The 26,903-nt window shown below is 70.2% G+C and carries 22 protein-coding genes, 1 tRNA gene and 3 pseudogenes; 14 read left to right on the top strand and 12 right to left on the bottom strand.

What is annotated here, in order from left to right; genetic code table 11:
* Positions 1-99, top strand: a pseudogene (locus ABT078_RS39600) (LLM class flavin-dependent oxidoreductase); the annotation flags it as partial.
* 116 nt (positions 100-215) lie between these two features.
* Here the strand turns inward: ABT078_RS39600 and ABT078_RS39595 are convergent.
* From ABT078_RS39595 to ABT078_RS39585, 3 genes and pseudogenes are all read right to left on the bottom strand, one after another.
* Positions 216-1,088, bottom strand: coding sequence for a DUF4429 domain-containing protein (locus tag ABT078_RS39595; protein WP_351236804.1), 873 nt, complete (start codon positions 1,086-1,088; stop codon positions 216-218).
* Positions 1,089-1,196: 108 nt separating this feature from the next.
* On the bottom strand, positions 1,197-2,417 hold the full coding sequence (locus ABT078_RS39590) for an alpha/beta hydrolase (RefSeq protein WP_351236802.1): 1,221 nt from the start codon (positions 2,415-2,417) through the stop codon (positions 1,197-1,199).
* Positions 2,418-2,882: 465 nt separating this feature from the next.
* Positions 2,883-3,515, bottom strand: a pseudogene (locus tag ABT078_RS39585) (TetR/AcrR family transcriptional regulator); the annotation flags it as partial.
* 130 nt (positions 3,516-3,645) lie between these two features.
* On the opposite strand from ABT078_RS39585, the gene ABT078_RS39580 reads away from it, so the two are divergent.
* Both ABT078_RS39580 and ABT078_RS39575 read left to right on the top strand, forming a co-directional pair.
* Positions 3,646-5,250: an MFS transporter gene (locus tag ABT078_RS39580; protein WP_351236800.1), complete on the top strand. Its 1,605-nt coding sequence runs from the start codon at positions 3,646-3,648 to the stop codon at positions 5,248-5,250.
* Between the two features lie 195 nt (positions 5,251-5,445).
* Positions 5,446-5,856 (top strand): peptidase inhibitor family I36 protein, encoded by a 411-nt coding sequence (locus ABT078_RS39575; RefSeq protein ID WP_351236798.1) that lies wholly within the window; start codon positions 5,446-5,448, stop codon positions 5,854-5,856.
* Here the strand turns inward: ABT078_RS39575 and ABT078_RS39570 are convergent.
* Positions 5,837-6,640, bottom strand: a complete 804-nt coding sequence (locus ABT078_RS39570) for a potassium channel family protein (RefSeq protein WP_351236806.1) — start codon at positions 6,638-6,640, stop codon at positions 5,837-5,839. The two genes, ABT078_RS39575 and ABT078_RS39570, sit on opposite strands and share 20 nt — an antisense overlap.
* Before the next feature lie 105 nt (positions 6,641-6,745).
* The gene (gene aceE, locus ABT078_RS39565; protein ID WP_351236796.1) at positions 6,746-9,493 is read right to left on the bottom strand and encodes a pyruvate dehydrogenase (acetyl-transferring), homodimeric type; all 2,748 of its coding nucleotides are present in this window, start codon (positions 9,491-9,493) and stop codon (positions 6,746-6,748) included.
* A gap of 335 nt (positions 9,494-9,828) precedes the next feature.
* Between aceE and ABT078_RS39560 the strand changes: the two genes are divergently transcribed.
* The 6 genes from ABT078_RS39560 (at position 9,829) to ABT078_RS39535 (ending at position 14,381) form a co-directional block, all read left to right on the top strand.
* Positions 9,829-10,266 carry a DUF3052 domain-containing protein gene (locus ABT078_RS39560; RefSeq protein ID WP_351236794.1) on the top strand — a complete coding sequence of 146 codons (438 nt, stop codon included), beginning with the start codon at positions 9,829-9,831 and terminating at the stop codon, positions 10,264-10,266.
* Positions 10,267-10,365: 99 nt separating this feature from the next.
* Positions 10,366-10,824: a peroxiredoxin gene (locus ABT078_RS39555; protein WP_351236792.1), complete on the top strand. Its 459-nt coding sequence runs from the start codon at positions 10,366-10,368 to the stop codon at positions 10,822-10,824.
* Between the two features lie 117 nt (positions 10,825-10,941).
* Positions 10,942-11,517 carry a TerD family protein gene (locus ABT078_RS39550; protein WP_351236790.1) on the top strand — a complete coding sequence of 192 codons (576 nt, stop codon included), beginning with the start codon at positions 10,942-10,944 and terminating at the stop codon, positions 11,515-11,517.
* Between the two features lie 172 nt (positions 11,518-11,689).
* Positions 11,690-12,265 carry a TerD family protein gene (locus ABT078_RS39545; RefSeq protein WP_351236788.1) on the top strand — a complete coding sequence of 192 codons (576 nt, stop codon included), beginning with the start codon at positions 11,690-11,692 and terminating at the stop codon, positions 12,263-12,265.
* Positions 12,266-12,334: 69 nt separating this feature from the next.
* On the top strand, positions 12,335-13,459 hold the full coding sequence (locus tag ABT078_RS39540) for a DUF475 domain-containing protein (protein WP_351236786.1): 1,125 nt from the start codon (positions 12,335-12,337) through the stop codon (positions 13,457-13,459).
* A 181-nt stretch (positions 13,460-13,640) separates the two neighbouring features.
* On the top strand, positions 13,641-14,381 hold the full coding sequence (locus ABT078_RS39535; RefSeq protein WP_351236784.1) for a TerD family protein: 741 nt from the start codon (positions 13,641-13,643) through the stop codon (positions 14,379-14,381).
* A gap of 130 nt (positions 14,382-14,511) precedes the next feature.
* On the opposite strand, the gene ABT078_RS39530 is transcribed toward ABT078_RS39535, so the two are convergent.
* Positions 14,512-15,378 carry a TerD family protein gene (locus ABT078_RS39530; protein WP_351236782.1) on the bottom strand — a complete coding sequence of 289 codons (867 nt, stop codon included), beginning with the start codon at positions 15,376-15,378 and terminating at the stop codon, positions 14,512-14,514.
* A 208-nt stretch (positions 15,379-15,586) separates the two neighbouring features.
* On the opposite strand from ABT078_RS39530, the gene ABT078_RS39525 reads away from it, so the two are divergent.
* The 3 genes from ABT078_RS39525 to ABT078_RS39515 are packed head-to-tail and all read left to right on the top strand — an operon-like array spanning position 15,587 to position 20,339.
* Positions 15,587-16,750: an HpcH/HpaI aldolase/citrate lyase family protein gene (locus ABT078_RS39525; RefSeq protein WP_351236779.1), complete on the top strand. Its 1,164-nt coding sequence runs from the start codon at positions 15,587-15,589 to the stop codon at positions 16,748-16,750.
* Positions 16,751-16,791: 41 nt separating this feature from the next.
* The gene (locus tag ABT078_RS39520; RefSeq protein WP_351236777.1) at positions 16,792-19,389 is read left to right on the top strand and encodes a phosphoribosyltransferase; all 2,598 of its coding nucleotides are present in this window, start codon (positions 16,792-16,794) and stop codon (positions 19,387-19,389) included.
* Positions 19,386-20,339, top strand: coding sequence for an HAD family hydrolase (locus ABT078_RS39515; RefSeq protein ID WP_351236775.1), 954 nt, complete (start codon positions 19,386-19,388; stop codon positions 20,337-20,339). Before ABT078_RS39520 ends, ABT078_RS39515 begins: the two co-directional genes overlap by 4 nt.
* 52 nt (positions 20,340-20,391) lie before the next feature.
* Here the strand turns inward: ABT078_RS39515 and ABT078_RS39510 are convergent, their stop codons facing one another.
* Positions 20,392-21,066 carry an NAD(P)H-binding protein gene (locus ABT078_RS39510; RefSeq protein WP_351236773.1) on the bottom strand — a complete coding sequence of 225 codons (675 nt, stop codon included), beginning with the start codon at positions 21,064-21,066 and terminating at the stop codon, positions 20,392-20,394.
* An 88-nt stretch (positions 21,067-21,154) separates the two neighbouring features.
* Here ABT078_RS39510 and ABT078_RS39505 point away from each other — a divergent pair, with 88 nt between their 5' ends.
* Entirely contained in the window at positions 21,155-21,865 is a 711-nt protein-coding gene (locus tag ABT078_RS39505) for a TetR/AcrR family transcriptional regulator (protein WP_351236771.1), read from the top strand.
* 203 nt (positions 21,866-22,068) lie between these two features.
* Here the strand turns inward: ABT078_RS39505 and ABT078_RS39500 are convergent, their stop codons facing one another.
* The 4 genes from ABT078_RS39500 to ABT078_RS39485 all read right to left on the bottom strand — a co-directional run bounded on the left by ABT078_RS39500 (position 22,069) and on the right by ABT078_RS39485 (position 25,256).
* Positions 22,069-22,284, bottom strand: coding sequence for an FmdB family zinc ribbon protein (locus tag ABT078_RS39500; RefSeq protein WP_351236769.1), 216 nt, complete (start codon positions 22,282-22,284; stop codon positions 22,069-22,071).
* 9 nt (positions 22,285-22,293) lie between these two features.
* Positions 22,294-22,839 carry a DUF4383 domain-containing protein gene (locus ABT078_RS39495; RefSeq protein WP_351236767.1) on the bottom strand — a complete coding sequence of 182 codons (546 nt, stop codon included), beginning with the start codon at positions 22,837-22,839 and terminating at the stop codon, positions 22,294-22,296.
* 170 nt (positions 22,840-23,009) lie between these two features.
* Positions 23,010-24,401, bottom strand: a complete 1,392-nt coding sequence (locus ABT078_RS39490; RefSeq protein WP_351236765.1) for a hypothetical protein — start codon at positions 24,399-24,401, stop codon at positions 23,010-23,012.
* A 72-nt stretch (positions 24,402-24,473) separates the two neighbouring features.
* Positions 24,474-25,256 (bottom strand): DUF4097 family beta strand repeat-containing protein, encoded by a 783-nt coding sequence (locus tag ABT078_RS39485; RefSeq protein ID WP_351236763.1) that lies wholly within the window; start codon positions 25,254-25,256, stop codon positions 24,474-24,476.
* Between the two features lie 179 nt (positions 25,257-25,435).
* Between ABT078_RS39485 and ABT078_RS39480 the strand changes: the two genes are divergently transcribed.
* A tRNA-Val gene (locus ABT078_RS39480) sits at positions 25,436-25,510 on the top strand.
* A gap of 68 nt (positions 25,511-25,578) precedes the next feature.
* Here the strand turns inward: ABT078_RS39480 and ABT078_RS39475 are convergent.
* Positions 25,579-26,565: pseudogene (locus tag ABT078_RS39475) on the bottom strand (site-specific integrase); the annotation flags it as partial.
* Positions 26,566-26,903 lie beyond the last annotated feature (338 nt).

The following is a 26,903-nucleotide window of genomic DNA, read 5'->3' as shown; positions in this document are numbered from 1 at the left end:
CCGCCCACACCGAACGTATCCGGCTCGGCTCCGGCGGCGTGATGCTGCCCAACCATGCGCCCCTGGTGATCGCCGAGCAGTTCGGCACCTTGGAGACGTGTGGCACCGACGGCAGACGTGGACCGCGGTTCGGGAGCGGGCTGCGGCGCCGGTGCGCGCCCTCGGGGCCCTCGGGGCCCTCGGGGCCCGCGGGGCCCGGGCGCGCCCCGCGCCCCCTACAGCTCCGCCAGCAGCTCCGCCTTCTTCGCGCGGAACTCCTCGTCCGTCACCAGCCCCGCACTGTGCAGCTCCCCGAGGTGCCGTATTCGCTCCGCGACCGCCGCCGGATCGCTCGGGCCCCTCGCCGGCATCTCCGCCGAGGACGGGGCCGGGGCCAGGGCCGGGGAGGTGCCGCGGATCGCTTCCAGGACCGCCGCAGCGAAGGGGAGGGACTCGTGCACGGGGCCGTAACCGAGGCCGAAGACGACCGCGGCCGGGTCCTGGTCGGCCTGTGCACGGGACGATCCGGTACGGGGCAGCAGACGCAGATAGCCGTCGAGGACATCGGGGGAGCGCCACTCGACGCCGACCAGGTCGGAGACCGCGAAGGTCTGGTCGCCCGCCTTCCACTTCGCGGAGGAGGCGCCCGTCCAGAACCAGCGGAACGACACCTTGCCCCCGTCGAACGTCGCTTTTCCGTCGTACGCCTTGAACTGCAGAGGCGCCGCGACCGACGGGACGAGGTACGACATCACGGGACCTCCGTCCTCGACGGGCAGGGCCGCGCGCAGCTCGTCCGCGTAGTACTCCGCGAGCGTCTCGCGTTCCGCGGGCAGCACGAGCCGGTACGGGTCGCAGCCCTCCTTCAGCTGGCCCGCGGCCGCGTCCATCAGCGGATCGGCGCCCGGTCTCGGCACCGCGTGCAGCACGACCGTGCTGCGTTTGCCCGGGGAGAGGGCCACCGACTCCAGCGCTTCGAGGGGAATGCGCCGTTCGCCCAGCGCCTGGAACAGCTTCGGCGTGCCGCGGGTCCCCCGTGTGAAGCGGATGATTACGCAGTCTGGTTCGAACTCCCAGGTGGCATGAATTCCGGCCAGAACATCACCCATGCGCCTCATCGTAAGCGGCGTGCGCCCGCGCGTCGCCTGCCGGAGGTGTCCCCGACGCCGCGCGCCGCACACACCCCGCGACCGCGACGTCGACCGGGCCTACGCGCGTCAGGCGGCTGAGGCCGCTTCCGTACCGTCAATTCCGGTGTGGCACGCGCCGTTCCCGTCCGCACAGGTCACCGTGCGGTACGAACCGACGCCTATCTCGGCGAAGTTCCGGAGGCTCTCCGTGCCCGGCTCGAAATAGCCGGTGTGGCCGACCGCTCCGGCCGCCGAGAGCACCCGCGCGCCGAAGGCGGGGGTCATCGGATCGGCGCCGTGGCCGAGTCCACCGACCTCCAGGTACGGGACGTCCTGGATCCAGTCGTCGCCGTCCCGCATCGCCCAGACCCGGGCGTCCGTCCTCAGCTGCGCCGCGCTCTCCACCCGCATGCCGGGGCTGCCGGCGACGGCCAGGTCGCCGACCCGGTCGGGCAGTTCGCGGGCGGCGACCCCGCACACCACCGAGCCGTAGCTGTGGCAGAAGAGCGACACCCGGGCGGCGCCCGGCAGCGCGCCGGTCATGTCCACCAGCCGCTCGGCCCCGCTCGTGGCGAGCCTGCCGGTCGAGGCGTCGAGGCCCACTCCGGCAGGCGAGGTGTAGTCGGCCCAGGCGATGACGGCGGTGCGGGTACGAGGCGCCGCGGCCCGCTCGGCCGCGTACAGCGACTCGGCCATCCCCGCAGGAGCCGTGAACTTGCGCTCGGTCCGCTCGAAGGTCAGGAGAGTGGTGTCGACCCCGGGCACGATCACCGACACACGCTGGGCGCGGTCGAGATCACCGAGCACCTCGGCGGCCCGGCCCTTGCCGGTCGGGTCGAAGGCGAGGATCTGCCGGCCGGGGCGCAGCAGCGACTCGAACCGGTGCATCCGGCGGCCCGCCTCGCGCCTGCCGTCCTCGGAGAGCCGGGTGTCGCCCATCCGCCACGCCTCCACCTGGCGCGCCTGGGTGAGGGCGGTCCGGTTGGCGCGGTAGCGCAGGGTGACCGGGGCGCCGTTGAGGTTGCCCACGACGAGAGGGTGGCGCTCCGCCAGCCCGGCCGCGCTTCTCGCGCCGATGGAGGCGAAGAATCGGGCCAGCAGCGTGGGCGGCGACTCCGGATCGGGCAGTGCCCGCGCGCCGATCCGGTCCTTCTCCCACGCGGCGAGTGCGGCCTGCCTGGGCTCGCCGGGACTGCGCTGATGTCGTACGGCGGTCCAGCCGGTGGTCGCGAGCAGCACGAACACGACGGCGAGAGCGAGGAGGGCGCGCCACACGTAGAGGGTGGGGGAGGAGTCGAAAGCAGTCACTGAGGGGACAGCGTAGGGGGCGCCCGATGGCGGCCGCGAAGACCGTGAGGGAGATCACGCGTTCGAGGGAGGGAGACGGGCGCGCGGCTACTTTCCGTGCGCGCCGGTCGTACGCTCCGCCGAGCGGGCGGCCGAAGCCCTCGCCCCTGCCACGCCGCCGCCGGCTGTTCCCGCAGCCTCCGCCGGGCCCGAGCCTGCTGAGTCCGCGCCCGAGGCCCCGGCTGCCGACCCCGAGCCTGCCGAGTCCGAGGCAGAGTCCGATTCCGAGCCTGCCGAGTCCGAGGCAGAGTCCGATTCCGAGCCTGCCGAGTCCGAGGCAGAGTCCGATTCCGAGCCTGCCGAGTCCGAGGCAGACTCCGATTCCGAGCCTGCCGAGTCCGAGGCAGACTCCGATTCCGAGCCTGCCGAGTCCGAGTGCGAGTCCGCAACCCCGGCCCGGCCCGCAGCCTCTGCCGCTTTCGGCGTGCGCCAGTCCGTCGCGAGCGCAGGGCCGAGATGGTCGAGATAGCTCTCGGTCAGTTCCCGGATGGTGTCCATGCTCGCGTCCTCGCCCTGCCCCCAGAGCCGGCCCGTCACCCGCATCACCCCGGCCAATGCGGCCACGGCGACCCGTGGCCGGGGGTCGGCGTCCACGTCGAGGCCCTCGCGGTCGGCGATCAGCCGGGCGATCTGCTCGTCCAGTTCGGCGGAGCGGCGCAGATGGACGGCGAGCAGCGCGGGTGTCGACTCGATCATCTGGTACGTCCGCATGTAGAGCTCTACCGGGACGACCTCTTCGATGACCTCGCCGATGGTGTCCCAGGCGGTGAGCGCCGCTCTGCGCATCGCGTCGAACGGTCCCTCGTCGGCGGGCCGTTGCCGCAGCTCCGCGACGAAGTGGGACTCGACGAGTTCCTGGACGGCGAAGGCCGCTTCTTCCTTGCTGGCGAAGTAGCGGAAGAAGGTGCGCTGGGAGACCTCGACGGCGTCGGCGATCTCGTCGACCGTCGTGTGCTCGTACCCCTGCGTCGTGAAGAGCTCGAGCGCGGCCCGCAGCAGGGCGTCGCGGGTGCGCTGCTTCTTCAGCTCACGCAGTCCGGTCCCACCGGTTCCCGTCACCTGTCTGGCCTGCTCTCCGCCGTCTTTTTCGTCGCTTCCCCCCAGCTCAGCGTACATGTGAGCGACATGACAGTTACCGACTCATGAAATGCTTTGTCAACTGTCAGTCGCTGACTTTAGTGTCGAGCGCATGACTAGTCAGACCACCGTCGACAAGGCGCCGGCGGACCGTCTTCCCGCACCGGCGCCGGCCAAGGGGCTTCGCGGCCACCCCTGGCTGACGCTCTTCTCAGTGGCCATCGGCGTGATGATGGTCGCGCTGGACGGCACGATCGTCGCCATTGCCAACCCGGCGATCCAGAAGGACCTGGGCGCCTCGCTCGCCGACGTCCAGTGGATCACCAACGGCTATCTGCTGGCGCTCGCCGTCGCGCTGATCACCGCAGGCAAGCTCGGTGACCGCTTCGGCCACCGCCAGACCTTCCTCATCGGCGTCGCGGGCTTCGCGGCGGCCTCCGGGGCCATCGGCCTCTCCGACTCCATCGCGCTCGTGATCGTCTTCCGGGTGCTCCAGGGCCTCTTCGGCGCCCTGCTGATGCCGGCCGCGCTCGGGCTGCTGCGCGCCACCTTCCCCGCCGAGAAGCTGAACATGGCGATCGGCATCTGGGGCATGGTCATCGGTGCCTCGACGGCCGGTGGCCCGATCCTCGGCGGTGTGCTCGTCGAGCACGTCAGCTGGCAGTCCGTCTTCTTCATCAATGTGCCGGTCGGAGTCCTCGCCCTGGTCCTCGGTCTGGTCATCCTCAAGGACCACCGCGCCGAGAACGCGCCGAAGTCGTTCGACATCCCCGGCATCGCGCTGCTCTCCGGCGCGATGTTCGCCCTCATCTGGCCGTTGATCAAGGCCGGCGAGTGGGGCTGGGGCTCGGCGAACACACTGGGGTGGCTGGTGGGGGCCCTGGTCCTGTTCGTGGTGTTCGCCGTCTGGGAGACCAAGGTCAGGGAGCCGCTCATCCCGCTGCGGCTGTTCCGCTCCGTCCCGGTCTCGGCGGGCACGGTGCTGATGGTGCTGATGGCCTTCGCCTTCATGGGCGGTCTGTTCTTCGTCACCTTCTACCTGGCGAACGTGCACGGCATGAGCGCCATCGACAGTGGTCTGCATCTGCTGCCGCTCACGGCGATGATGATCGTCTCGTCGCCGCTCGCCGGAGCGCTCATCACCAAGTTCGGCCCGCGTATCCCGCTGGTCGGCGGCATGGTGTCCACGGCGGTCGCGATGTTCGGAATGACCACTCTTTCGACGGACACCGGCACGCTGCCGATGTCCGTCTGGCTGGCCCTCCTCGGCCTCGGCCTCGCCCCGGTCATGGTCGGCGCCACGGAGGTCATCGTGGGCAACTCGCCGCTGGAGCTGTCCGGTGTCGCCGGTGGTCTGCAGCAGGCCGCCATGCAGGTCGGCGGCAGCCTCGGTACGGCCGTGCTGGGCGCGGTCATGTCGGCCAAGGTCAGCTCGGACCTCGCCGGAAACTGGGCGGATGCGAAGCTTCCGCCGCTGACGCCCGAGCAGCTGGGCATGGCGAAGGAGGCCGTCGAGGTCGGTATCGCCCCGGTCACCCCGGAGACCCCTCAGCCGGTCGTGGCACAGATCACCGGCGTTGCGCAGGAGACCTTCATGTCGGGGATGCACATGGCCTTCACGGTCGCCGGCATCGTCGCGGTGCTCGCCGCCGGCGTGGCGCTCTTCACCAAGCGCGGCGCCAACGCCGAGGCAGGTGCGGGCGCGGCCCACATCTGACACCGTCGTGTGACGTCCACTTCCGATGCAGTACAGCCCCGCCGTGGGGCCCCTCCCATGCCGAAGGCCATGGGGGAGGTTCCGGCGGGGCTGTCGCCTATCAGGGTGATCCGCCCCTGTGGCTCTTCCGAAACCGTGTCGGCGCAGGCCAGGCTGCGGCCAAGTGATCCACAACGACACGGGGGTTGATCCGTCATGCGTACGACCGTCCTCGCCGCCGCCCTGGCCGCGACCGCCCTTCTGGCTCCCACCGCCACTGCCACCGCCGCTGCCACTGCCACTGCCAATGCCACCGCGACGGTCACCGCCACGCCCCGGCCCGTGCTCGGCGCCTGCGGTCCCGGGGAGCTGTGTCTGTGGCCGAAGCCCGGCTTTGTGGGGGCCGCGCAGTCCTATGAGCTGTCCGGGCTCGACATCGACTCCTGCGTAACGCTCCCCACAGGCACCACGGCCCAGTCCCTCGCCAACCGCACCGGACGCCCCGTCACCACGTACCAGTCGGCGGAGTGCGCCGAGACCGGCGAGTTCGAGACGTACCCGGGCAGCGGCACCTGGGTGCCGCAGTCCCCGTACAAGGTGCGGGCGTTCAAGGTGTGGGAGAACTAGCCCGATCCGGGCCGGGGCCCTGCGCCGGCAGCGCGGCCACGGGTGGCGTGGTGTTGCCGGACAGCCGCGCCAGCTCGGCCCGCAGCTCCCTGACCTCCGTGGTCAGGGCTTCGAGGAGCGCCGTCTGCCGGCGCTCCTCGGCGTCGTCCCTCTCGAAGCGGGCGATGAACCACGCCGCGATGTTCGCGGTCACCACACCGAGCAGGGCGATACCGGACAACATCAGCCCGACCGCGAGCACCCGCCCGAGCCCCGTCGTCGGGGCGTGGTCCCCGTATCCGACCGTCGTCATCGTGGTGAACGACCACCACACGGCGTCGCCCAGCGTCCTGATGTTGCCGTCGGGAGCGTCCCGTTCGACGTGCAGCACCGCCAGCGAGCCGAACATCATCAGGCCGACGACCGCGCCCGCCACATATGTGGTCAGCGTGATCTGCGGGGCCATGCCGGCGCGCCGCCCGACCAGCAGCAGTGTGGCGACCACCCGCAGCAGCCGCAGCGGCTGCACCAGCGGCAGGAGCACCGCGAGCAGATCCAGCGGGTGCTTGCGGACGAACAGCCACTTGGACGGCGCCAGCGCCAGCCGCACGACGTAGTCGCACGCGAAGGCGCCCCACACCACCCACTCCACGACCGTGCAGTACTGATGCACCCACCGCTGGGCGTCCGGCGCCACGATCGGCACGGCGTAGGCGATGCCGAACGCGACGGCGAGCCACAGCAGCGGCCCCTGGGTACGGGCTTCCCAGCGCATCTGCGCGGTTCGTTCCTTCATGCCCGGCATCGTAGGCATGCGGGCCGAAAGAGAGGACCCGCACCTGCCGGTACGGGTCCTGGGGCACTTCGTCCCACGGGGGTGGGGGGGGACGGAGTCCCCCCGCGAAAACCCCTACGCGTCGCCGCCCGCCGCGCCCGGGTCTGCCGCCGCGACGTCGAGCAGCTGGTAGCGGTCCACCGCCTGCTTCAGCACCGAGCGGTCGACCCTGCCGTCCCTGGCCAGCTCGGTGAGCACCGCCAGCACGATCGACTGCGCGTCGATGTGGAAGTACCGGCGGGCCGCGCCGCGCGTGTCCGCGAAGCCGAAGCCGTCGGCGCCCAGCGAGGTGTAGCGGCCCGGCACCCAGCGGGAGATCTGGTCCGGCACCGACCGCATCCAGTCGGAGACGGCCACGAACGGGCCCTCCGCGTCGCCGAGCTTCTGCGTCACGTACGGGACGCGCTGCTCCTCCTCCGGGTGGAGCAGATTGTGCTCCTCGACCGCCACGGCTTCCCGCCGCAGCTCGTTCCAGGACGTCGCCGACCACACATCGGCCCGGACGTTCCACTCCTCGGCGAGGATCCGCTGCGCCTCGACGGCCCACGGCACCGCGACGCCGGACGCCATGATCTGCGCCGGGATCCCGCCCTCCTCGCCCGCCTTGTAGCGGTGGATGCCCTTGAGGATGCCGTCCACGTCCACGTGCGAGGGCTCCGCGGGGTGCTGGATCGGCTCGTTGTAGACGGTCAGGTAGTAGAAGACGTCCTCGCCGTGCGGGTGTTCGCCGTCGGAGCCGTACATCCGCCGCAGACCGTCCTTGACGATGTGCGCGATCTCGAAGCCGAAGGCCGGGTCGTACGCGACGCAGCCCGGGTTCGTGGAGGCCAGCAGCTGGGAATGGCCGTCCGCGTGCTGCAGACCCTCACCGGTCAACGTCGTGCGTCCCGCCGTCGCGCCCAGGACGAATCCGCGGGAGAGCTGGTCGGCCATCTGCCAGAACTGGTCGCCGGTCCGCTGGAAACCGAACATCGAGTAGAAGACGTAGACCGGGATGAGCGGCTCGCCGTGCGTCGCGTACGCCGAGCCCGCGGCGATCAGCGACGCCGTGCAGCCCGCCTCCGAGATGCCGTCGTGCAGCATCTGACCGGTCGGGGACTCCTTGTACGCGAGGAGCAGCTCACGGTCCACGGACTCGTACTGCTGGCCCAGCGGGTTGTAGATCTTCGCGCTCGGGAAGAACGAGTCCATGCCGAAGGTGCGGTACTCGTCCGGCGCGATCAGCACGAAGCGCCGGCCGATCTCCTTGTCCCGCATGAGGTCCTTCAGCAACCGCACGAACGCCATGGTGGTGGCGATGGACTGCTGGCCGGAGCCCTTCTTCACGGCCGCGTACGTCTTGTCGTCCGGCAGGACCAGCGGCTTCGACCGTACGACCCGGGTCGGGACGTATCCGCCCAGCGACTTGCGGCGGTCGTGCATGTACTGGAGCTCCTCCGAGTCGCGGCCCGGGTGGTAGTACGGCGGCGGGCCGGACTCCAGTTCCTGGTCGCTGATCGGGAGGTGCAGCCGGTCGCGGAAGCCCTTGAGGTCGTCGACGGTCAGCTTCTTCATCTGGTGGGTCGCGTTGCGGCCCTCGAAGTTCGGGCCGAGCGTCCAGCCCTTGACCGTCTGCGCGAGGATCACGGTCGGCTGGCCCTTGTGGGCGCGGGCCGCCGAGTAGGCCGCGAAGATCTTCCGGTGGTCGTGCCCGCCGCGGCCCAGATGCAGGATCTGGTCGTCGGTCATGTTCTCGACCATGGCCCGCAGCCGGTGGTCGTCACCGAAGAAGTGCTGCCGGATGTACGCGCCGGTCTCCGTGGCGTACGTCTGGAACTGGCCGTCCGGCGTCGTGTTCAGCTTGTTGACCAGGATGCCGTCGCGGTCCTGCGCGAGCAGCGGGTCCCAGGTGCGGTCCCAGATCAGCTTGATGACGTTCCAGCCGGCACCGCGGAAGATCGACTCCAGCTCCTGGATGATCTTGCCGTTGCCGCGCACCGGACCGTCGAGGCGCTGCAGATTGCAGTTCACCACGAAGGTCAGATTGTCCAGGCCCTCCCGGGCGGCGATGGACAACTGGCCGAGCGACTCGGGCTCGTCCATCTCGCCGTCGCCGAGGAACGCCCACACGTGCGACTTGGAGGTGTCGGCGATCCCGCGCGCCTCCATGTAGCGGTTGATCCGCGCCTGGTAGATCGCGCCGATCGGGCCGAGGCCCATCGACACGGTCGGGAACTCCCAGAAGTTCGGCATCAGCCGCGGGTGGGGGTACGACGACAGCCCGTTCGGGTACTTCGACTTCTCCTGGCGGAAGGCGTCGAGCTGCGCCTCGCTCAGTCGGTCCAGCATGAACGCGCGGGCGTAGACGCCGGGCGACGCGTGGCCCTGGAAGAAGATCTGGTCTCCGCCGTCGCCCTCGTCCTTGCCCCGGAAGAAGTGGTTGAAGCCCACGTCGTACAGCGACGCGGAGGAGGCGAAGGTGGCGATGTGGCCGCCGACGCCGATGCCCGGGCGCTGGGCGCGGGAGACCATCACCGCGGCGTTCCAGCGGGTCGCGTTGAGGATCTTGCGCTCGATCTCCTCGTTGCCGGGGAAGAACGGCTCGTCCTTGGTCGCGATCGTGTTCACGTAGTCCGTGCTGCGCATCTCGGGCACGGCTACGCGCTTCTCGCGGGCGCGCTCGATCAGGCGCAGCATGAGATAGCGGGCACGCTCACGGCCGCGCTCGTCGACGGCGGCGTCGAGGGAGTCGAGCCACTCCCGGGTTTCCTCCGGATCGAAATCCGGGACCTGGCTCGGCAGGCCGCCAATGATGATCGGGTTGCGATCGGATCCGGAAGCCACGCTGTTCCTTCGCTCTTCGGTTGGTGGTGTACGCCGCTCCCCATCGTGTACCCCGGGAGCAATTACGTCATCTCTACCGATGGGTAACCAACTGCCCTCGATTGGCGGACCGGCGCCACCGAAGCGTACAAAGGTGGCGAAGGGGCTGGGGCGATTCGCCGTCCCGGACGCAGAACTGCCTGGAATTGCGGGCGGGACGGCCGTAAACGTCACCGTTTCGGCGGTCTCGGCGGCCGGGTACTTGCGCGATCCGTCCCGCCCGTGTGGACTACGGCCAATGCCTCGCGTACGCGCGCGGCTGAAGCATTTTCCGAAACAAGATCAGGAGGCAAGCCGTGAGCGCGACCGCGGACCACGCGGAGGAGCGGACCAACCCGGCTGCAAGGCTGGGGTTCGAGCCCGGACAGGTGGTCCAGGAGATCGGCTATGACGACGACGTCGAGCTGGAGCTCCGTGAGGCTATCGAGGCCGTCACCGGCCAGGAGATCGTCGACGAGGACTACGACGACGTCGCGGACGTCGTCCTGCTCTGGTTCCGCGACGAGGACGGAGACCTTACGGACGTTCTGGTGGACGCCATCGGCCTGGTCGATGACGGCGGCACGGTCTGGCTGATGACGCCGAAGACCGGCCGTGACGGCTATGTCGAGCCCAGCGACATCAACGAGGCCGCCCAGACCGCGGGCCTCTCGCAGACCAAGAGCATCAACGCCGGCAAGGACTGGACCGGCAGCAGGCTGGTCACGCCCAAGGCGGCGAAGTCCAAGCGCTGAGCACCAGCTGTCCCGGGGCCCCCGCCGACGACCGTCGGCGGGGGCCCTGTGCGTACGCTGGGGCCGACCGGTCCGCAGCCCTGAAGGGATGAAATGCACATGGCGATCGAGGTCGGCACCAAGGCCCCGGACTTCGAGCTCAAGGACAACCACGGGCGGGCCGTGACCCTGTCCGAGTTCCGCGGCGCGAAGAACGTCGTGCTGCTCTTCTATCCGTTCGCCTTCACCGGCGTGTGCACCGGAGAGCTGTGCGCACTCCGTGACGAGCTGCCGAAGTTCGTCAACGACGACACCCAGCTGCTCGCCGTCTCCAACGACTCCATCCACACCCTGCGGATCTTCGCCGAGCAGGAGGGCCTCGAGTACCCCCTGCTGTCGGACTTCTGGCCGCACGGCGAGGTCTCGCGGGCGTACGGCGTCTTCGCCGAGGACAAGGGCTGTGCGGTGCGCGGCACCTTCGTCATCGACAAGGAGGGCGTGGTGCGCTGGAGCGTCGTCAACGACCTGCCGGACGCCCGGGACCTCAACGACTACGTCAAGGCGCTCGACAACCTCTGACTTCATCGGTCGATGTGTCTGTTTCCGCAGGGAACCCGTCACTAGGATCCAGACGTTCATCCGATGCCAACGCACCACGACGGGGGCGCTGCCCCTGAAAACCACTTGGGAGGACTCGTGGGAGTCAGCCTCAGCAAGGGCGGCAACGTCTCGCTGACCAAGGCCGCCCCCAACCTGACCGCGGTCACCGTCGGTCTGGGCTGGGACGTCCGTACCACCACCGGTACCGACTTCGACCTCGACGCCAGCGCCCTGCTGACGAACGCCGAGGGCAAGGTCGCCATCGACGGGAACTTCGTCTTCTTCAACAACCTCAAGAGCCCCGACGGCTCGGTCGAGCACACCGGTGACAACATCACCGGTGAGGGCGAGGGCGACGACGAGCAGATCAAGGTCAATCTGGCCGGCGTGCCGGCCGACGTCCAGAAGATCGTGTTCCCGGTCTCCATCTACGACGCCGAGACCCGTCAGCAGTCCTTCGGCCAGGTGCGCAACGCGTTCATCCGCGTCGTGAACCAGGCGGACGGCGCGGAACTCGCCCGCTACGACCTGAGCGAGGACGCCTCGACCGAGACCGCCATGGTCTTCGGCGAGCTGTACCGCAACGGGGCGGAGTGGAAGTTCCGCGCCATCGGACAGGGCTACGCCTCGGGTCTGCGCGGCATCGCGCAGGACTTCGGCGTCAACGTCTGAGCCAGTCGCACACGCCGTCACCGTGGCCCGGGGTCCGGGCGGGCCGCCGGGACGGCACAGCGCATGGGTCCGGGGGTCGGTCCCCGGGAGTTTGCAGCCGGCGCCGCACACCATCCGTGCGGCGCCGGACGCACCTGCAGTTCCGTACATCCACAGGGGAGGACTCACCGTCATGGGCGTCACGCTCGCCAAGGGAGGCAATGTCTCCCTCTCCAAGGCCGCACCGAACCTCACCCAGGTCCTCGTCGGGCTCGGCTGGGACGCGCGCTCCACCACCGGGGCACCCTTCGACCTCGACGCCAGCGCGCTGCTCTGCCAGTCGGGGCGGGTGCTCGGCGACGAATGGTTCATTTTCTACAACAACCTGACGAGTCCGGACGGTTCGGTCACGCACACCGGTGACAACCTCACGGGTGAGGGTGAAGGGGACGACGAGTCGCTGATCGTCGACCTCCCCACGGTGCCGGCGCACTGCGACAAGATCATCTTTCCGGTCTCGATCCATGAGGCCGACAACCGCGGCCAGACCTTCGGCCAGGTCAGCAACGCGTTCATCCGCGTCGTCAATCAGGCCGACGGCCAGGAGCTCGCGCGGTACGACCTGAGCGAGGACGCGTCCACCGAGACCGCGATGATCTTCGGCGAGCTGTACCGGTACGGGGGCGAGTGGAAGTTCCGGGCCGTGGGGCAGGGGTACGCGTCGGGGCTCCGGGGCATCGCTCTAGACTTCGGGGTCAACGTTTCGTAAAAAGCCGCTTGGTGCGGCACGGGGGAGGCCCGGAGTAGCGGGGTCCCGTACAAATCGATGGGATAGGCAGTGGTTCTGAGAACTTTCGGCTGGTCGTTCGCCATCACGGCGCTCGGCCTCGCATTCGCCGCCTGGCAGTGGGGATGGGAGGCATTCGGCGTCGTCCTGATCCTGTCGATCCTCGAGATCTCGCTCTCGTTCGACAACGCGGTGGTCAACGCCGGAATCCTGAAGAAGATGAATGCCTTCTGGCAGAAGATCTTCCTCACGGTCGGCATCCTCATCGCCGTCTTCGGTATGCGGCTGGTCTTCCCTGTCGCCATCGTCGCCATCAGCGCCAAGGTGGGGCCGATCGAGGCCGTCCAACTGGCGATGGACAACCCGCAGCAGTACGAGGCCCTGGTCACCGACGCCCACCCGGCCATCGCGGCCTTCGGTGGCATGTTCCTGCTGATGATCTTCCTCGACTTCATCTTCGAGGACCGGGACATCAAGTGGCTCGCCTGGCTCGAGCACCCGCTCGCCAAGCTCGGCAAGGTCGACATGCTGTCGGTCTGCATCGCCCTGATCGCCCTGCTGGTCAGCGCGATGACCTTCGCGACCCACGCCCACACCAGCTCCGGCTACGCGGACAAGTCCGCCACCGTGCTGCTCGCGGGTGTCGCCGGTCTGATCACGTATCTGATCGTGGGCGGCCTCTCCGGCTACTTCGAGAACAAGCTGGAGGAAGAGGAGGAGCGCGAGCACGAGGAGGAGGAGAAGGCCAAGGCCGAGGGCAAGCAGGTCTCGGTGGTCGGCCTCGCCGGCAAGGCGGCGTTCTTCCTGTTCCTGTACCTGGAGGTGCTCGACGCGTCGTTCTCCTTCGACGGCGTCATCGGTGCCTTCGCGATCACCAACCACATCTTCTGGATGGCCCTCGGCCTCGGCATCGGCGCCATGTACGTCCGGTCGCTCACGGTCTACCTGGTCCGCCAGGGAACCCTCGACGACTACGTCTACCTGGAGCACGGCGCGCACTACGCGATCGGTGCGCTCGCCGTCATCCTGCTCATCACCATCGAGCACGAGATCAGCGAGATCATCACCGGCCTCGTCGGCGTCCTGCTGATCGCCGCGTCCTTCTTCTCCTCCGTGAGGCGCAACAGGCGCCTCGCGGCGGAGGAGGCCGAGGAGAAGGCGCTCGTGGCCGAGTAAGTGTGACGCCGCAGGGTTTGAGGAACGCTCTCAGCGGGGCGGCCAGGAGGCACACCGGCCTCCGGGCCGCCCCGCGCGGTGTTCCGGGCCCTGCAGTGCTGCAGGGGTGCAAGGCTGCGGGTCGGTGCGAGGCAACGGGACCGGCCGGGGAAACCCGGCCGGGCACAGTCAGGGGTGGGACATGGCCTTCTGGGACGGTTGGTGGCGTGGCAGGGCGGCGGCGCAGTTCGACTCGGGGAGTGCTTCGACCAACTCCATTCAGCTGACCAAGCGGCACCCGCAGGTGTCGCTCACCAAGCAGGGCGCCGCCACCGGCAACCTCCGGGTGAATCTGTCGTGGCGAATGCGGACCTCCGACATCGAGGGCCGGTCCAAGCAGAGCGGCCGGCTGCTGCGGAACCCCTCGAAGCTCTTCAAGCCCGAGGTCGTCCAGGCGCACACCCAGGGCGTCGTCAACGTGGACCTCGACCTGGGCTGCCTCTACGAGCTGATGGACGGCAGCAAGGGCGTGGTACAGCCGCTCGGCAGCTTCTTCGGCAGCCTGAACGAGCCGCCGTATGTCAGGCTCAGCGGCGACGACCGCTTCGGGGCGCCCTCCGGCGAGACGCTCTTCGTCAATCTCGACCACCGTGAGTCGATCAAGCGGCTGCTGTTCTTCGTCTACATCTACGACCGGACGCCTGCCTTCGACCGCACGCACGCGAAGGTCACGCTCTACCCGAGCAACGGGCCGCGCGTGGAGATCGAGCTGGACGAGCGCGCCCCGCAGGCACGCTCGTGCGCGGTGTTCACCGTGGAGAACGTCAAGGGGGAGCTGGTCGTGCGCCGCGAGGTGAAGTTCGTGTACGGCTTCCAGGCGGAGCTGGACCGGCTGTACGGCTGGGGACTGCAGTGGGGACGCGGCTACAAGACCAAGGCCTGAGCCGCCGCCCCCGTCGTCTGCGGCCCTGTCGCCGGCCCCGGCCCCGGTCCCGGCCGCGTCGCCGTTGTCTCCTGCCGCGTCCCCGTCCCCGTCCCCGGCCGCGTCCCCGTTCCTGCCCTGCGGCCGCTGGTCACTGGCGGATGAACTGCGGGCCCATCGGAGGCAGCCGGAAGTTCGGGTCGGGCGCCGGGGCGGCAGCGGCGGCAGGCTGCGGATAGCCGTACGCGGGCTGCGTCGAGGGCTGCGGTGACGCCGGGTGAGGGTAGCCGTACGCGGGCTGCGGTGCGGGCTGGGGCGAGGTCTGCTGCGGATAGCCGTACGCGGGCGACGCCGGCGCGGGGAACGTCGGTGCGGGCGCCTGCTGCGAAGGGTCCTGGGCCTGAGCCCGGGGCTGGTTCTGTGCCTGCGGCTGCGGCTGTGCCGGTACGGACGGCTCCTGCCGTGCCTCCGGCTCGGTCTCGTCCACCGAGATGCCGAACGCGGTGGCCAGGCCGATCAGCCCGGACGGATAGCCCTGCCCCACGGCCCGGAACTTCCAGCCGTCCCCGCGCCGGTACAGCTCACCGCAGATGATCGCGGTCTCCTCACCGGTCTCCGCCCGTACCTCGAACACCGCCAACGGCTCGCCGTCAGCCGCCCCGGCGTCGTACAGCATGATCCGCAGGTCCCGTACCTCGGCGAAGCTGCCGCCGTCGGACGACGCCGCGAGCACCACCTGGTCGACCGACGGATCCAGCGAGCCGACGTCCGCCTGCACGGTGTCGGTGAGCCCCTCGGCCTCACGCTTCTTCGGCAGCAGCCGCACCAGCCCGGAGGGGTGGCGGGGCTGGTTGTAGAAGACGAAGTCCTCGTCCGAGCGCACGCGGCCGTCGGTGCCGAGCAGCAGGGCGGAGGCGTCCACGTCCGGTACTCCCGGACCGGGTGACCAGCGCAGTACGGCCCGTATCGCCGTCGCTCCGAGCGGGACGTTGGAGCCCTTCAGCATCGCGTGCGTCATGCCCGTCATCCTGCCTTCCCCGCCCCCGTGCGGACAACGCGGGGGAGGGCGGCATGCACCCGCCCGGGCGCGGGCAGCCTGAGTCGGGGGCCGGAACCGGACGAGTTACCTGGATTTCATGCACTTGGGGAACTCTTGACACCTGCACCTACGTACTATTACCGGCCACCTCAATGACAGGGCCGCGACGGCAGTACGGGGGATCTACATGCGTCATTTCGGGCATATCCCGGCCACTGCACGTAAGGAACTGTTCCACAAGGAGCCGTGCGAGTTCGATGCCGGCTCTCCTGCGCGCATGCTTTCCGCGGCTCTCGGGGCCACGCTCTACAGCCCCGCGACGCGGCCCCGGCTCGCGGACGACGTCCTGAAGCAGGCGGCCCGCGGGGTGGTCTCCATGGTGCTGTGCCTGGAGGATTCCATCGACGACGCCGAGGTCCAGGACGGCGAGGAGAACCTGGTCCGCCAGTTCGCGGACCTCGACGCGCGCGACGCCGAGGTGCCGCTGCTCTTCATCCGGGTCCGTGAGGCGGGCCAGATTCCGGACCTCGTGCGGCGCCTCGGCGAAACGGTCCGGCTGCTGTCCGGATTCGTACTGCCGAAGTTCACGCACGAGCGCGGAGTGGCCTTCCTGGAGGCTCTCGGCGCGGCCGAGGCCGAGAGCGGCAGCCGGCTGTACGCCATGCCGGTGCTCGAGTCCCCCGAGCTGCTCCATCTGGAGACCCGGGCCGAGACGCTGGCCGGCATCGCACGCACCGTCGACGAGTACCGGGACCGGGTGCTCGCGCTGCGACTCGGTGTCACCGACTTCTGCTCGGCGTACGGACTGCGCCGCTCGCCCGACATGACGGCCTACGACGTGCAGATCGTCGCCAATGTCATCGCGGACGTCGTCAATGTGCTCGGCCGCGCCGACGGGACCGGGTTCACCATCACCGGCCCGGTGTGGGAGTACTTCCGGCTCCAGGAGCGCATGTTCAAGCCCCAGCTGCGGCGCAGCCCGTTCCTCGAGCTGCGGGCCGAGAAGCTGCGTACTGCACTGATCGAGCACGACCTGGACGGGCTGCTGCGGGAGATCGAGATGGACCGGGCCAACGGTCTGCTCGGCAAGACCTGTATCCACCCCTCACATGTGCTGCCCGTGCACGCGCTGTCGGTCGTCAGTCACGAGGAGTTCAGTGACGCGCAGGACATCCTTCGCCCGGACCGGGGAGGCGGGGGAGTGATGCGCTCGGCGTACACGAACAAAATGAATGAAGTGAAGCCGCATCGCGCCTGGGCGGAGCGCACGCTCCAGCGCGCCGAGGTGTTCGGCGTCGCGCGCGAGGACGTCGGATTCGTGGAACTGCTCACCGCCGGGCTCGCCGGCTGATGACCCGGACGCCTCGCGCGACGAAGACAACGAAGACGAAGATGAGGAAGACGAAGGAGAGCGGAACGCCTGTGGTGTGGTCGGGTAGCTGGGTCGCCCAGCGGCTGGGAGTCGAGCTCGTCGGTGACGACGGGCTGAAGGACCTGCTGGGCCTGGCCCTGCGGCGCAATCCGAAGCGTGCGCATCTGCTGGTGTCGCACGTGCTCGGCAAGCATGTGCCGCAGAGCCCGGCTGCCGTGTACGGACACGGATTCGCGCTCGGAGTGCGGGTGCGCGAGCTGCTCGGCGACGAGGAGGCCGCGCGCGCGGTGGTCCTCGGGTACGCGGAGACGGCGACCGGCCTCGGCCACTCGGTCGCCGACGGACTCGGTCTCGCGCCCTACCTCCACTCGACGCGCCGCCCGGTCGCCGGTCTCGCACCGGCGGGCGGCTTCGAGGAGTCCCACTCCCACGCCACCTCCCATCTGCTCCTTCCCGAGGACCCCAAGCTGCTTGCGGGGGCCGGCCCCCTGGTCCTGGTCGACGACGAGTTCTCCACCGGCAACACCGTGCTGAACACCATCCGCGACCTGCACGAGCGCTACCCCCGCGAGCGGTACGTGGTCGTCGCTCTCGTCGACATGCGCTCGGCTGCCGACACGCGCCGCCTGGAGGACTTCGCGCGGGAGATCGGCGCCCGGATCGACCTGGTGGCGACGGCCGAAGGCACGGTGCGGCTGCCCGAGGGGGTGCTGGAGAAGGGGCAGGCGCTGGTGGCGGAGCACGAGGCGGCGGCTTCGGCCGCGGAGCCCGCCACGCCACCGGCCGCCGCGGCCGCAGGCACCGCCCAGGTCCCGGCGGGCGGAGAACCGCACGCCGGCGCGACGGACGATGTCGCGCTCACTCCCGCCGCGCCGGATGCCCTCGCGCTCACTCCCGCCGCGCCGGATGCCGTCCCGTCGGTGGGCGCTGCCTCGGCGCCACCCGCCGTTCGCGTACGCCTCGGCTGGCCCGTCGGCGTCCCTGACGGCGGCCGGCACGGCTTCACGCCCGCGCACCGCGCCGAGCTGGAGGCGGCGCTGCCCGGCATGGCGGCCCGCCTCGCCGAGGCCCTCGGCGGCACGGCGCGGCGCGTGCTCGTGCTCGGCTGCGAGGAGCTGATGTACGCACCGCTGCGGCTCGCGCAGGCGCTGGAGGAGGCCGGAACGGCTGCGGACGAGATCCGGTACTCGACGACCACCCGCTCGCCCGTCCTCGCCGTCGACGACCCCGGTTACGCGATACGCAGCCGACTGGTCTTCCCGGCCCACGACGACCCGGCCGACGGCCCCGGCGAGCGGTACGCCTACAACGTGGCCGACGCCGGCTTCGGGGCGGTCGTCGTCGTCGTCGACTCCACCGCCGACACCGAAGCACTGCACGCCCCCGACGGGCTGCTGGCCCGGCTCGCCGAGCACATACCGCACGTCGTGCTCGCCGTCGTCCCCAGTTACGCCCCCGCTCCCGAAAGGGAACCGATGTTGCCCGAGCCGCTGCGCGGACCCGCCTTCTCCTCCTACGCCCCCGACGAGGTCGGCTGGCTGCTCCAGGACCTCTCGGACGTCGAGCTCGAAGCGCCCACGGAGGAGCGCGAGGAGGCCATACAGAGTGGTGGTGCGCACTACGCCGAGTCGCTGCCGGTCGAGTACCAGCCGAGTGCCCAGTACCAGGAGCTGTTCCGCGCCGCGCTCGACACCTCGGCCGCCCGCATCGCCCGCGCCGTCGGGACCGTCACCGAGACCGTGCTCGCCGAGCGGTCCGCGCGCCCCGTGCTCGTGTCGCTGGCCCGCGCAGGCACTCCCGTGGGCGTACTGATGCGGCGCTGGGCCCGGCGCCGCCGCGGCCTGGACCTCCCGCACTACGCCGTGTCGATCGTCCGCGGCCGCGGCATCGACGAGAACGCGCTGCGCTGGCTCGCCGCCCAGCACGACCCTGCCGATGTCGTCTTCGTCGACGGCTGGACCGGCAAGGGCGCCATCAGTCGCGAACTGGCTGCCGCACTCAGCGAGTTCGACGGCTTCGACCCCGAGATCGCGGTCCTCGCCGACCCGGGCGGCTGCGTCAGCACGTACGGCACCCGTGAGGACTTCCTCATCCCCTCCGCCTGCCTCAACTCCACGGTCTCCGGGCTGATCTCCCGCACAGTGCTGCGCACCGACCTGGTCGGCCCGCACGACTTCCACGGCGCGAAGTACTACCGAGAGCTGGCCGGGGCCGATGTCTCCGGGTACTTCCTCGACACCGTCGCCGCCCGCTTCGACGAGGTCGCCGACGCCGTGGACGCCGAGGTCAAGGAGCTTCTGTCGGCGGACCGGGCGCCCACGTGGGCCGGCTGGGCCGCGGTGGAGCGGATCAGCGAGGAGTACGGCATCCACGACGTGAACCTCGTCAAGCCCGGCGTCGGCGAGACCACCCGGGTCCTGCTGCGCCGCGTCCCCTGGAAGATCCTGGCCAAGCGGGGCGCGGGCGCCGACCTCGACCACGTACGGCTGCTGGCCGAGCAGCGCGGCGTACCGGTCGAGGAGATCGACGACCTTCCGTACACGTGCGTCGGGCTGATCCATCCCCAGTACACGCGCGGCGCGACCGGCGCCGACGGCAAGGCGGTGGCTTCCCAGTGACCGCCCTCGTCGCCAGCGACCTCGACCGTACGCTCATCTACTCATCGGCGGCCCTTCAGCTGCAGATGCCCGACGTCCAGGCGCCGCGGCTGCTCTGCATCGAGGTGCACGAGAGCAAGCCGCTGTCCTACATGACGGAGACCGCCGCCGGGCTGCTCGACGACCTGGCCCGATCCGCCGTCTTCGTGCCGACCACCACGCGGACGCGCAAGCAGTACCGCAGGATCCAACTGCCCGGCCCGCCGCCGCGGTTCGCGATCTGTGCGAACGGCGGACATCTGCTGGTCGACGGCGAGTCCGACCGCGACTGGCGGCGGGTGGTCGGTGGCCGGCTCGCGGACGAGTGCGCCTCGCTCGCCGAGGTCCGCGCCCGGATGCTCGCGGTGGCCGACCCGGCATGGCTGCTCAAGGAGCGGGTCGCGGAGGACCTCTTCGCCTACGTCGTCGTCGAGCGCTCGCTGCTGCCGGACGGTTGGGTGGAGGAGCTGTCCGCGTGGGCCGAGCCGAAGGGGTGGACGGTCTCCCTTCAGGGCCGCAAGATCTACGCCGTTCCGAAGCCCCTCACCAAGAGCGCCGCGGTCCACGAACTCGTCCGCCGCACCGGCGCCGAGCTCGTCCTGGCCGCCGGGGACTCCCTCCTCGACGCCGATCTTCTCCTCACCGCCGACCACGCCTGGCGCCCCTCACACGGCGAGCTCGCCGACACCGGCTGGTCCGCCCCGCACGTCACCGTGCTCCCGGAACGGGGTGTCGCGGCGGGCGAGGAGATCCTGCGGCGCTTCGCCGCAACGGCGGCGACGGTGGCGGGTGGGATGCCGGTCGCCACGCCGACGGTCCCGGCCCCGGTCCCGGTCGCCGAGCTCACGGTTGCGGTCCCGCTCGCCACGCCCACTGTTTCGGTCCCGACGCCCGCCCTGGCCCCGGAGACCGTGCGCCCTTCCGGCGACTGAGGACCGCCCGTGGGGCCCTCGGACGGTGCCGTCCGAGGGCCCCGAGTCCTTCTCAGCCGCGTCCTTCGCCCGCCGCTCGGTTGATCTCCGGGCTGTACAGGACGTGCTCGCCTGCGCCCCCGCGCCCTGCGACTGCGAGCATCGCGCGGCCCAGGTTCTCGGTGGTCGTCACATGCCCGGGCGACACCCGCCGCAGCAGCGGATAGAGCCAGGAGACCCCGACGTACAGCCATCGGTACAGGGAGGTTCGCGAGGTCGCCCCGTGCATGGGCTGGATGTAGCCGGGCCGGAACATGTACGCGTGGAACGGCATCGCGAGGAGTTCGTTCTCCGTCCGCCCCTTCACGCGCGCCCACATCGAGCGGCCGCTCTCCGTGCTGTCCGTGCCTTCGCCCGAGACGTAGACGAAGGTCAGCGACGGGTTCGCGGGGAGCGCGCGGGCCGCGGCGAGGGTGTAGTCGTACGTGATCCTGCGGTACTCCTCCTCGCTCTTGCCCGCCGAGGAGACCCCCAGGCAGAAGAAGCACGCGTCCACGGACTCGAACTGCCCGGCCAGGGGCGAGAAGTCGGTGAAGTCCTGGTGGACGATCTCGCGGAGCTTGGGGTGGGTGAAGCCGAGCGGCCGGCGCACGACCGCGACGACGGACGTGACACGGTCGTCGAGCAGGCATTCGCGCAGCACGCCCTGGCCGATCATGCCGGAGGCGCCGAAGAGGAGAACATTCACAGGAGTCACGCTAACAGAACGCCGTCCTCTTAATAAGGGGACGGCGGTCTTTTATGTGCTCGTAGGCCACTCGTATGCTGTCAGCGTCATGGATCACGTGGGATTTGTCCGCGCCCGACGGCCGGAGCAGAAGCAGCAGCGACGTGAGGCGATTCTCGATGCGGCGCGCACGCTCGGCATGGAATCGGGGGTGCGCAAGGTGACGCTGGGCGGCGTCGCCGACGCCGTGGGGCTCGCGAAATCCAATGTGGTGCGCTACTTCGGGACCCGCGAAGAGATCTTTCTGGAGCTCACGGCGGAGGCATGGAGGGACTGGGAGCACGCGCTCACCCGGCGACTCGGGGAAACGGCCGGCGCCGACGGTGCCGGGGGCGCGGAGGGTGCGGGGGGTGCTGGGGCTGCGGGCGACGGCGTTGTCGCAGCTGTCGCGGAGACCCTGGCCGACCGTCCGTTCCTCTGCGATCTGCTCAGCCAGACCGCCCTCACCCTGGAGCACAACGTCTCGCTGGAGGCGGCCCGTGCGTTCAAACGGGACGTGATCGCCGTCGTCGGCCGACTCGGTGCGCGGGTCGCCGACGCCCATCCCCAGCTGAACGAGAGCGAGGGCGCGGAGCTGATCTCGGCGGCCGCCGCGCTCGCCGGGGTGCTCTACCCGCTCTCCACGCCGCCGGCCGTCATGAAGGAGCTCTACGCCCAGGAACCGGACATCGCCGCGGCCTGCCCGCAGCTGCTGCCGACCCTCGGGCGCTCACTGGCGGCACTCGCCGCCGGGCTCCCCACCCTGCGCGAAAAGAGCTAGGCAGAACCGGCTGGCCGGAATGGGCGGGCAGGAACGGGCGGGCAGCAACGGGCGGGCAGCAACCGGCCGACCGGAGGCGGTCGGTTGCTGCCGACCGGAACCGGTAATGGCCGACCGGAGGCGGTCGGTTGCTGCCGACCGGAACCAGGCGGTCGGAAATGGCCGACCGGAGGTGGCCGACCGGCGACGACGGTTGGCCGTGACTAGCCGCAGCAGCCGCCCCCGCAGCACCCGCCGCCGCCGCTGGCCGGGGCGGGCGCCGACTGCGCACGCGAACCGCCGACGGCGACGGCCGAGAGCAGCTTCACGGTGTCCTCGTGGCCGGCCGGGCAGGCCGTGGGCGCGGAGGACTCGGCCATGGGCCGGCTCACCTCGAAGGTGTCGTTGCAGGAACGGCAGCGGTACTCGTATCGGGGCATGCGCACAGATTAGCCCTGGCGTGCACGTTCCGCCCCGACCGTGTCCTCGGGATGACGTGCCCGGTAGTACGGATTGTCGTGGGGGAGGGCACTGCCGACCCTGCCGTACATCCCGAACCACATCAGCATGACCCCGACCACGAAGCTGAAGAGCACGTTCTGGATCCGGAAGTTGAGGAAGTTGTACTCGGTGTCCAGCATGCCGAGGCCGATGAAGCCGTTGAGGACGAAGAGGATGCCGAGGACCATGTTCAGCGTGGAGGCGAAGTTGCCTCCGATGACCATGCCCACGAAGAGCAGCAGTCCGACGCAGATCGACAGCACGCTCAGCGCGCCGTTGGTGTTGAGGCCGCCGACGGTGTTGTTGCCGGTGTCGAAGAACCCGAGGTTGTTGGTCAGGCCGAGGATCCCGAAGGCCAGCAGGATCAGCCCCATGATCCCGGCGCCGACGCGGTAGACCTGGTTGAGGCGGTGATCGACGGGCAGATGCTCGTCCAGCACGACGCGGATGCCGCTCTTGTGGTGCACGGTTCGCGGTACATGAGTGGATGCCACGGTGGCCTCCTTACAGGCGTACGTACCTACACCAGCATCCGCCCGTGCCGACGCCCCGACAAATGGGGGACCGCCCGGGCCGGCGGCGCACGTCAGACGCCTGCGCCGCGCTCCTCGCCGATCCGCGCACGTCAGACGCCTGCGCCGCGCTCCTCGCCGATCCGCGCGCGTCAGGCGCCTGCGCCGCGCTCCTCGCGGATCTGCTCGACGACGCGCGCCACGCCCTGCCGCACCGCTTCCGTCTCCGTCAGGAAGTGCCAGTAGTCGGGGTGGCGGCTCTCGAGTCCGGCGATGGCGCGCTCCAGCCGGGCGACGGAGTCGTCCAGGGGCCGGGCGTGGCGCGGGTCCGGAGTGTTGCGGCCCGCCATGGCAAGCCGCTGGGCGTCTCGGATCGCGAACCGGGTGCGCTGGATCTCCTGCTCCGGGTCCTTCGCGACGGCGTCGAGACGGCGCAGCCGGTCGCCGGCGGTCGAGACGGCCTCGTCGGTGCTGTTCAGCAGTGCCCGGACCGTGCCGAGCAGGGCGGTCGCGTCCGGCCAGCGCTGCTCGTCGCGTGCCTTCCCAGCCTCCTTGAGCTTCTCCTCGGCCCGGCGGACGTTCTCGGCGGCCTGAGCGGGGACGGGCTGCAGATCCTGCCAGCAGGCGGCGGTGAAGCGGCGGCGCAGCTCACTGAGCACGGGCTCGACGCCGTCCGCACGGGTGGTCAGGGCCTGGGCGCGGGTGCGCAGCGAAACGAGCCGCTTGTCGATCTCGGCGGCGCGCTCGGGGAGCCGCTCGGCCTCGGTCCGTACGGCCTCGGCCTCCCGTACGACCCGGTCGGCACGCTGCAGCGTGTCCGCGACGCCGTGCCGGCCGGCGCCTTCGTTGAGCTTGGTCAGCTCGGGGGCGAGGGCGGCGAGGCGGACGGCGAGATCGTCCGCCCGAAGTCCGGAGCCCCGCACCGAATCGAGCGCATTGCTCGCGGCGAGGAGCGCCTGTCGTGCGCGCTCGACCGCGGGCGCGAGCCGGGCCAGCTGGGTCTCCGCCTTCTCGAGCAGCGGCCCGAGCCCCTGCGCGAACCGGTCGAGCTCGCCCTTGACCCGTACGAGCTCGTCCTTCGCCTTCGTCAGCTCCGTGCGCGCCCGCGCCGCAACCGACGCGTCAAGGCCGTCCCGGTCGAGGTCGTGCGCGTCGACCGCCGTGATGTAGCCGTGGCTGACCTCGTCGATGCGCCTGCCCAGCGCGGCGAACTCGTCCACAGCCCGACGCGCGCCCGGCGAGCTGTCCACGGCCGTGATCGTCTCGACAGAGATCCGCAGATCGCGCTGGGCCGTGTCGAGCTCGTAGAAAGCCGCGGCCGCCGCATCCTTCGCGGCCTGGGCATCGGCCCGCTGGCTCTCCCCGCGCCCGCCGCCGAACCAGCGCCGCGTCCCCCCGCCGCCTCCACTGGCGAAGGCCCCCGGCAGCGCGGCGGCGACCAAGGGCAACGGCAGCAGGACCATGGCGACAAGATCTCGCAGCCCCCGCGCGACACCTGACTTCGCTTTCGCTCCTCTGTGCGGCCGCGCGTGTGTCGCCGTCACATCCCTCTCCCGTGCCGTGTCCGCCCTGCCCGGTTCATTCTCCCACCCGGTAAGGACGAACACACGGGCCTGTTAGTTCGCTCGTACGACAACCTCTCCGTTGTCGCTGTGCGCCTTGATGATGTGCGGGCTCTTCGGGTCCTGGGTGACGCCGACGGACGTCTCGCCGTTCTCGGCGACCGCCGTCACCCTGTACGCCTTCGAGCCCGGCACCTCGACGGTGATCGCGCCGTTCGCACTGGAGCCGTCCACCAGATCCGGTACGACGGCGAAGTCCAGCTCCACCGACCCGTTGTCCGACCCGGCGGTCACGGTCCTGGAGGCGACCCGCTTCCCGGTGATCTCACCGTTGTCGGCGACGAGGTCCAGCGGGCCACTGGAGTCCCGCACGGTCACCGTGCCGTTGTCCGCCCGTACCGTCAGCGCCGTGGCGAACCCGCTCGCGGTCACACTTCCGTTGTCGTCGCGCACATCGACCGCGACCCCGCGCGGCACCCGCACCGAGTGCCGCGCCTCGCAGTCACTCGCGACGGCGCTGCACTTCACGCGCAACGTCAGCGTCCCGTCCCGCAGCGTCCACTCCGGATCGGGCCCCTCGCCCATGAACACCCACCCGTCGACCCGTCGCTCCACCTCGACGGCCTTCACATCCGCGGGCACCAGCTCGATCGCTGTGTCCTCGGCTTCGATGGTCAGTGTCTCCCCGCTGAACGCGAACGTCTTCCGCTCGACCACGGCTCCCTCCGCATCCGCGTCGGCACAGCCGGTGACGGCGACCGCGACGATCACGGCCCCACCGGCGGCGCCGAGCACCCGCCCGCGGATTCGGCGGGTCCGGCTCTTCAGTGCGCCCAATGTTCCCCCAGCCCCTGAACGGCAACGTTTCCCCCACCCTAGAAACCCCGCCCCCCCACGCACGATCCGGCCGCCCACCCACTCCATGGTGGGGCTATCCCCCGGGTAGGCACCCCGGGCCCCACATGATCTGGTTTGCGGCACCCACCGGTGGTCCATGTACGCTGTTGCCTCACTCCGGGTGCGTAGCTCAGGGGTAGAGCGCTGCTCTTACAAAGCAGATGTCGGCGGTTCGAAACCGTCCGCGCCCACCAGCGAAAAGGCCCCCAGTCGATCATGACTGGGGGCCTTTGACATCGATATCTGACATCAACGCCGCTGGTCACTCACGGCCGGGCCGCCTCCTGAGCAGCCGGTCCATGTGGCTGACGGCCTCGCGCTGCGTGTCCTGGACGACGTGCGTGTAGATGTTCATCGTGACGGCGATCTGGCTGTGCCCAAGGATCTCCATCACGACGCGCGGAGCCACCCCGGCGGCGGTGAGAAGGGTGGCGCAGCCGTGCCGGGCGTCGTGGAGCCGGATGACGCGGAGGCCGGCAGAGTCGGCGACGCGGGTGAACGAGCGGTACAGGTTCCGCGGCTCGATCGGCCGACCGGTGCGTGTGGTGAAGACGTAGCCCGTCTCCTCCCAGACCGCGCCAGCACGCTCGCGCAGGGCCGCTTGGCGGAGGCGCTGCCAGCGCAGGGGAGCAATGCAGATCGCGGGGAGAGGCAGGGTCTGCTTCCGGCGACGCCCCTTGGGATCGTCCTCGTACGCTTCGCCGCGGACTCGCTGCCGCTGAGTGCGCACGCGGATCTCCCGCTTGTCGAGATCGAGGTTCTCCCAGCGGAGTCCGACGATCTCACCGCGCCGGAAGCCGAGGGCGATGGCGAGGACGAAAGCCGCGTAGAGCGGGTCTTTGCGGGCGGCGCTCAGGAAGTCGAGCGTCTCGTCCAAGGACCACGGCGACAGGTCGCGCGCGTCGACCGAGGGCGGCTCAACGAGCGTCGCGACGTTACGCATCACCAGCTCTTCTCGGCAGGCGGCGGTGAGGGCCGTCCGCAGGACGCGGTGCGATTCCTTGGCAGTGGCCGCGGTGGTCTTGTTCTACAGCTGGACGAGGAAGCGCCGGACGTCGGCGACGCTCAATGTCTGCAGCCGCTTGGAACCGAGCATCGGCACGAGATAGAGACGCACGTGCACCTCGTACTTGGCATAGGTGGTGCGCTTCCGACGAGGCTTGATGATGTTGTCCAGCCAGTACGGCAGCCACTCGGAGAGTTTGGCCGACTTGGTGGGGACGGGCACGCCCTGGTCGACCTTGTCAAGGGCTCGCTCCGCTCGCCGCGCGCCCGGCTCGGCGCCGGGCGACGCTCCTGTCTCCGCCCCGCTCCGCCCGGCCGCCGGACGCGCGCGGCGCGAGCCAACGCAGAGAAGAACGGCCGGCGCGGGGCTGGGGCGGTCGGCTCCGCGGCTTTACGCAGCCACCATGGGGCGAGCCTCGAAGATCATGGCCCCAGATTGGGCTATTGCGGGCAGGCGAGCAGCCAGCCCGATTCGCGGCCAGCGTATGGGGCCATGATCTCTCGCCCCATGGCAGCTCCGTAAGTTGTTAGGCGGCCCGGGAGGGCCGGGTGTGGCTGATGGCAGCTTGTCTCGTGTGACTC

It is taken from the genome of Streptomyces sp. NPDC002133 (genome assembly GCF_040296405.1).
Taxonomy (GTDB): Bacteria; Actinomycetota; Actinomycetes; order Streptomycetales; family Streptomycetaceae; genus Streptomyces.
This window is presented reverse-complemented; position numbering and strand designations above follow the sequence as displayed.